Origin of the sequence: Corynebacterium sp. HMSC034E11 (assembly GCF_001835905.1) — a bacterium.
GTDB classification, from domain to species: Bacteria; Actinomycetota; Actinomycetes; order Mycobacteriales; family Mycobacteriaceae; genus Corynebacterium; species Corynebacterium coyleae.
This window is the reverse complement of record NZ_KV826392.1, coordinates 1-343: the sequence shown is the minus strand read 5'-3', so window position 1 is coordinate 343 and position 343 is coordinate 1. Positions and strand designations below refer to the sequence as shown.

Annotated in this window: 1 pseudogene; it reads right to left on the bottom strand. The window is 61.2% G+C overall.

Annotated features, from left to right (window positions below):
* Positions 1 to 343 (bottom strand): annotated as a pseudogene (locus tag HMPREF2690_RS12130) (HNH endonuclease); the annotation flags it as partial.

The following is a 343-nucleotide window of genomic DNA, read 5'->3' as shown; positions in this document are numbered from 1 at the left end:
GATGCCAACGCGCGTTGCTTACTATTGGCAAACCGCTGGGTGCGATACAGGTTGACTGCACCCTCGTGCGGGTGAAACGCTGCGACTTCCAGCTCGTCGCCGAATTGCTGCGCGAGAAATTCCGCACCTGTCATCGTCGTGCCATCGGTTAGCGTGAGCGTGACCTCGTCACCGGCACCGGATTGGATCCGCGTCCATTCGGGAAGCGGCACCATAACAATCGGCCGTGGTACTGCATGCGGCACCCCACCACCGTCGCCATCACCACGCAACAGCCCCATAAGCGCATCAGCCATCTGGCCGGCTGGTGGCAGTTCCGTATCGATCAACCCACGCAGCGTGT